Source organism: Aquiflexum sp., from assembly GCF_977115555.1.
This window is the reverse complement of sequence record NZ_CDSBKL010000317.1, coordinates 1-4964: the sequence shown is the minus strand read 5'-3', so window position 1 is coordinate 4964 and position 4964 is coordinate 1. Positions and strand designations below refer to the sequence as shown.

The 4964-nt window shown below is 41.0% G+C and carries 5 protein-coding genes; 3 read left to right on the top strand and 2 right to left on the bottom strand.

The annotated features are described in order from the left end of the window. Positions 1-262: 262 nt before the first annotated feature. From ACZFYI_RS15670 to ACZFYI_RS15660, 3 genes are all read left to right on the top strand, one after another. Positions 263-1069, top strand: coding sequence for a peptidylprolyl isomerase (locus ACZFYI_RS15670; RefSeq protein WP_462525070.1), 807 nt, complete (start codon positions 263-265; stop codon positions 1067-1069). A gap of 153 nt (positions 1070-1222) precedes the next feature. Further along, complete coding sequence (locus tag ACZFYI_RS15665; protein WP_462525069.1) at positions 1223-2410, top strand: DmpA family aminopeptidase; 1188 nt, start codon at positions 1223-1225, stop codon at positions 2408-2410. 133 nt (positions 2411-2543) lie between these two features. Then, positions 2544-3080, top strand: coding sequence for a nuclear transport factor 2 family protein (locus tag ACZFYI_RS15660; RefSeq protein ID WP_462525068.1), 537 nt, complete (start codon positions 2544-2546; stop codon positions 3078-3080). A 208-nt stretch (positions 3081-3288) separates the two neighbouring features. Here ACZFYI_RS15660 and ACZFYI_RS15655 read toward each other — a convergent pair whose 3' ends face one another. Together ACZFYI_RS15655 and ACZFYI_RS15650 are read right to left on the bottom strand one after the other, a co-directional pair. Beyond that, positions 3289-3918 (bottom strand): hypothetical protein, encoded by a 630-nt coding sequence (locus ACZFYI_RS15655; RefSeq protein WP_462525067.1) that lies wholly within the window; start codon positions 3916-3918, stop codon positions 3289-3291. 3 nt (positions 3919-3921) lie between these two features. Next, positions 3922-4560: a DUF4136 domain-containing protein gene (locus ACZFYI_RS15650; protein WP_462525066.1), complete on the bottom strand. Its 639-nt coding sequence runs from the start codon at positions 4558-4560 to the stop codon at positions 3922-3924. Between the last annotated feature and the right edge of the window lie 404 nt (positions 4561-4964).

Genomic DNA, 4964 nt, shown 5'->3' with positions numbered 1-4964 from the left:
AATATGGTTGTACGCTTATTTGCCAAAAATTGTCTTGAACAAAATGGATTTTGGCTAAAATCAAAGAAAGATGGCTACATGGGACTTCCAACCCATTACTTAATTAAATTTGCCTGTCGGCATAATAGCATATAACCATTAAATAGAATTAAAAAGACTATTAAACCTATCAATCAAACTCAAACGCCAAATAGCCTATTGTTTGCTTATGTAGGTAGTCTGGTATTCTGTTTTTTTACATTAACATCTTTAAATCAACACCATGAAAGCAAAAATAGCATCGGTAATCCTCTCAGTATTTTTATTTCTTGGGGCAATACCCAAAGATCAGACTGTTGTCGAAATGATCACTAACTATGGCACTATTGTGCTGCGCCTCTCTGACGAGACGCCGCTGCATCGGGATAATTTTATCAAACTTGTCGAGTCTGGAACTTACGACAGCCTGCTTTTTCATCGGGTGATCAAAGGCTTTATGATTCAAGCAGGCGATACCAAAAGTAAATATGCAAATGACACCGTTCCTTTGGGCGGATCGGATTTAAATTACCAGGTTCCTGCGGAAATCCGTACAGCTCTTTTTCATAAAAAAGGAGTGTTGGCAGCTGCTAGAACCGGCAATCCAGAACGTGCTTCGAGTAGTACGCAGTTTTATATTGTGCAGGGAATCATCCATACTGATAGTTCACTTGATCACAATGAAGGCCGAATCAATAAAATGCTGGCGCGTCACTATGCTGTGAATGACTTGGATACTAAGCCGCTTTTGGATTCACTCGAAAAAGCAAGAACGGCACAGGATACGCTCCAAGTAAAAATACTCAATGATAGCCTGACAAAAATTGCGGAAAACTACACAAATTTTGAACGCTATGTCATTCCAGAATCGCATCGGCAAGTCTATAAGGAAATAGGAGGGTCGCCACATTTGGACCAGAACTATACGATTTATGGAGAGGTGATTTCAGGTTTAGAAGTAGTGGATGCAATTGCTGCGGTAGAAACCAAAAGGCCGGATCGGCCGGTCACAGAAGTGAGAATCCTGAAAATGAGGTTGATTTCTAAGTAATTTGGCTTAATTCATAGGCTAAATCGCAGGTCTATGACACCGATTTTTAGACGTATTGTACTTTTTCTTTTTGCTTCTTTCTTCTAAGAAACGATGACGGAAGCATGAATGGAGGGCTTTAAATATTGAAGGAAAGTTAACAAAATGAATTATATGAAAATGGAATTGAAAAGACTATTCACGCTATTAATCATAACTTTTCTATGGACTACAGCCTACTCCCAAAAACCCCGCGCCAGAGATTTAGGCGTGCCATTTAACGGAACCACTGGCCAATGGAATGCCATCACCGATGTAAAAGGGGTGGAGGTAGGATACAGCACCATCATCTCAGGAAACGGAGAAAATATCGTCGGCAAAGGCCCTGTCAGAACAGGTGTCACGGCGATTTTCCCAAGGGGAAAAGCACAAAAATTCAGCCCTGTTTTTGCCAATTGGTACAGCCTCAATGGAAACGGGGAAATGACCGGAACCACTTGGCTGACGGAATCCGGATTTTTGGAAACTCCTATCATGATCACCAATACCAACAGTGTAGGTGTTGTGAGAGATGCAGTATTGAAGTGGTATGTGGATACAGATTGGTACAAAGGGGAAGAATGGTGGTACACTTATCCTGTGGTGGCAGAGACTTACGATGGGTTTTTGAATGACATTTACGGATTTCACGTCAAGGAAGAACATGTGCTGGAAGCGATTGAAAATGCTTCAACAGGAAAAATAGTAGAAGGAAATGTGGGGGGAGGCACCGGAATGATGTGTTTGGGTTTCAAAGGCGGAACAGGGACATCCTCTAGAATAGTCAAGATCAAAGGTTCTTCTTATACAGTTGGGGCATTGGTTCAGGCTAATTTTGGAAGGAAATCCTCTTTGACCATTGCCGGAGTTCCGGTAGGAAAGGAGTTGATGGATACCTTGAACAACGAATTGAAATTGCCACCGCAGTCCTACCGGCAAGAAGGAGATGGGTCCATCATCGTGGTAGTCGCGACCGACGCACCTTTGCTTCCGCATCAGTTGAAGCGGATTGCCAATCGGGTTCCAATCGGGATCGGACTCACAGGAGGAATCGGAACCAATGGTTCGGGGGATATTTTTATTGCTTTTTCCACTGCCAATCCTGACGCTTTTCAGCGGGATGATTTCTCTGAAGTGGACATGCTGCCCAATGACCTGATCGATCCTTTGCTCGAAGCGACGGTGCAGGCTGTCGAAGAAGCCATCATCAATGCCATGATCGCAGCCGAAACTATGGAAGGCATCAATGGAAATAAGTCCCATGCCTTGCCACATGGATTGCTGGTGGATATACTCAAAAAATATAATCGATTAAATAAATAATCATTCGCTATGCTGCTTCTTCACTAAGTTAGGCTGCTTCTCCAGAAGCAGCATTTAGAATCAAGCTATAGACCAGCTTCAGGAGAAGTAGGACATCATGAAAAAATAAAATTGAGCCCAAAGATTCAAAACGATGAAAAAAATCAATTCCATCCTTTCCTTAATATTCGCAGTACTTGTTTCAGTTTGCTTTTCAAGTTGCGGGCCGAAAATTGAAAATTCTTCTATTTCTGAAACTCTCACACCTAGCCTCAGCAAATCAGAAATGGAAGATGAGGCTTGGCGCATGGAGGAACTGTATTGGGAGTATGTCCAGAATATTGACACTGTAGCCTACAAAACGCTTTGGCACAAAGATTTTATTGGTTACCCTAGTTTTGGCGATGGTGTATCAGACAAAAGTAAAATCGCTTCATGGATCCCTGATTTACATAAAGATCCGGATCTTAAATACAGCTATAAACTTCATAAAAAGGCTTCAAATGCCATTGAAGATGTGGTGATGGTATTTTACGATACAGATTATTTTTGGACGGACAAAGACGATAAAGTAGTCAGGAAAGAAACCTATAAGTTTACCCATACCTGGAAAAAAGTGGATGGAAAGTGGCTGATTTTGGGCGGCATGGCTGCGGAGAAAAATCAGTATACCCTTGGGGATGAATCATGAATTTGAGAATCGGTGCCGTTATTTTCTTAAGCTGATACTCCGGAAGCAGGTATTGGGTTTTGTTTAAAGTCCTGCTTCAGGAGAAGCAGGACAGCGGGAAGTCTTTTGGCTATGCTTTAAAACCTGCTTCTGGAGAAGCAGGACAGCAAGCGATGTGAATTGGAATGGTAAAGCAATTTATTTAAACCTTTCGACAAGGCTTGGATTACTAAAAATAGCTTTGCTTTAGCCCGACGCTAAACACCAGAAACGAGTAGTTGAAGGCCTGATTGCTATGTAGAAATAAATTGTAACGTGTACTAAAACTTATCGAACTGACTTTATCAATAGGAATATCAATACCTGCTTGAGGGGTGAGGGAAAGACTCATGATATTTCTACGGTCTTCATAAAAACCCACTTGCATTACTTGATTGGAATAAGCTGTTCCAATTCCCATTCCCACCCATGGTAAAATAGCTGAATTATCCAGAAAAGTATAATGCACATTCCCTTGAATCGGGAAGGTATTTATTGTCCGAAATTGATTTCCGGTTAAAGCGGAATTGCCATTGTCAAATTCTAAAGTGTAATTATCAAAGCGCTGAGCAAAAACCTGCCAGCCAATCAAAAACCCGGCTGTAATTTTGGGTTTAACTGCCCATCGGTTTTCTATACTTACCCCTCGCCAGGACATGCTGTTGATAAAATCATTTGACATTTTTCCTAAAGGAACAGCCACATCATAGTTTATCCGAAAGTTATTTTGCCGAAAGTTAGGTACCCGAATTCTATTCGTTTGGGCATTTGCTGAGATGCTAAAAATGATGATTGCTATAAAAAACAGTACTTTTTTCATTGTTTAGCGATTAAGATAAGGTGATTGAATAAACATTTGATCAATAGCTCTCAAGGTGCGGTTCGTTAGGTTTGTATTGCTACCCCTAAATAAACCTGACCCAACGCCAAACCATACCTCGGGTATAATTTCGTTTTGGGGAGAAAGTGATTTCCCGTCAAGGAGCTCTACTATAATATCACCGGTACGAATATTGGAGGTAGTCATTTGAGGAGGAAAAAAGCAACAGCCTCCCCAGCCCCAACCTCCCCAGCCACCCCAACCGACCCACCAAGTGGAAAAGTAGTTGTCGGCACGGTTTACACTGACTAAAACAAGGTAGTCAGCTTGCAAAGCCTGATTAAAATCTGAAATTTCGGTGTATCCCGCTTGGTTCATATTGGCGCGAACCCGATTTAATACTAGGTCCAAATCCACTTCAAGATCTGTATCAGAAGCATCGGGATCGGTTAAAACAATAACCGTATCTGCCAAATAATATGTTTTGATGTCAGGATTGCCAAAATCAAAATCAGGGTCTGATTTTTCGGTAAATACAGAATCAAAGTCTGATACAAATTCCGGTTCCACCGGGTAGCAACTGCCTAAAAGCATGAAGACCATAAACGTGAGCCCCTTTAATAAATTTGATACGTTGTTCATTGGAGGATAATTTGATTTTAAATTTAGGAATAAACCTCAAAACTAATTCTGTTTTTTTATTTTTTCCAGTTGGATAAATCAAAATACCTGTTTGGATGCTGCTCCTGAAGCAGTTTTTGGAATAGCATGATCCAGTTTCTGGAGTAGCAGGGAAACTTGGAAAAGCATGAAAATAAACTTGGAATAATTGAATAAAAAAAATCCCCCTTTTCGCAGTGGAAAAGGGGGAGATGGTCGCTTTAAATGGTCAAAAAGTGGAAATCGTTTAATTTAATTTTTTATTTGGGCGCAAAGAACCTCAATTTTTTGAGATGCGGTAAATCACATTCTTACCTCCACCCGACACATAGATATCACCCGATTGGCCAACTGCTACGCCATCAAAGAAGTTAGTAGGAGGTAAG

Coding starts and splice junctions, on each gene's coding strand:
- ACZFYI_RS15650 (WP_462525066.1), bottom strand. CDS start 4,560: ATGAACAACGTATCAAATTTATTAAAGGGGCTCACGTTTATGGTCTTC.
- ACZFYI_RS15655 (WP_462525067.1), bottom strand. CDS start 3,918: ATGAAAAAAGTACTGTTTTTTATAGCAATCATCATTTTTAGCATCTCA.
- ACZFYI_RS15665 (WP_462525069.1), top strand. CDS start 1,223: ATGAAAATGGAATTGAAAAGACTATTCACGCTATTAATCATAACTTTT.
- ACZFYI_RS15670 (WP_462525070.1), top strand. CDS start 263: ATGAAAGCAAAAATAGCATCGGTAATCCTCTCAGTATTTTTATTTCTT.
- ACZFYI_RS15660 (WP_462525068.1), top strand. CDS start 2,544: ATGAAAAAAATCAATTCCATCCTTTCCTTAATATTCGCAGTACTTGTT.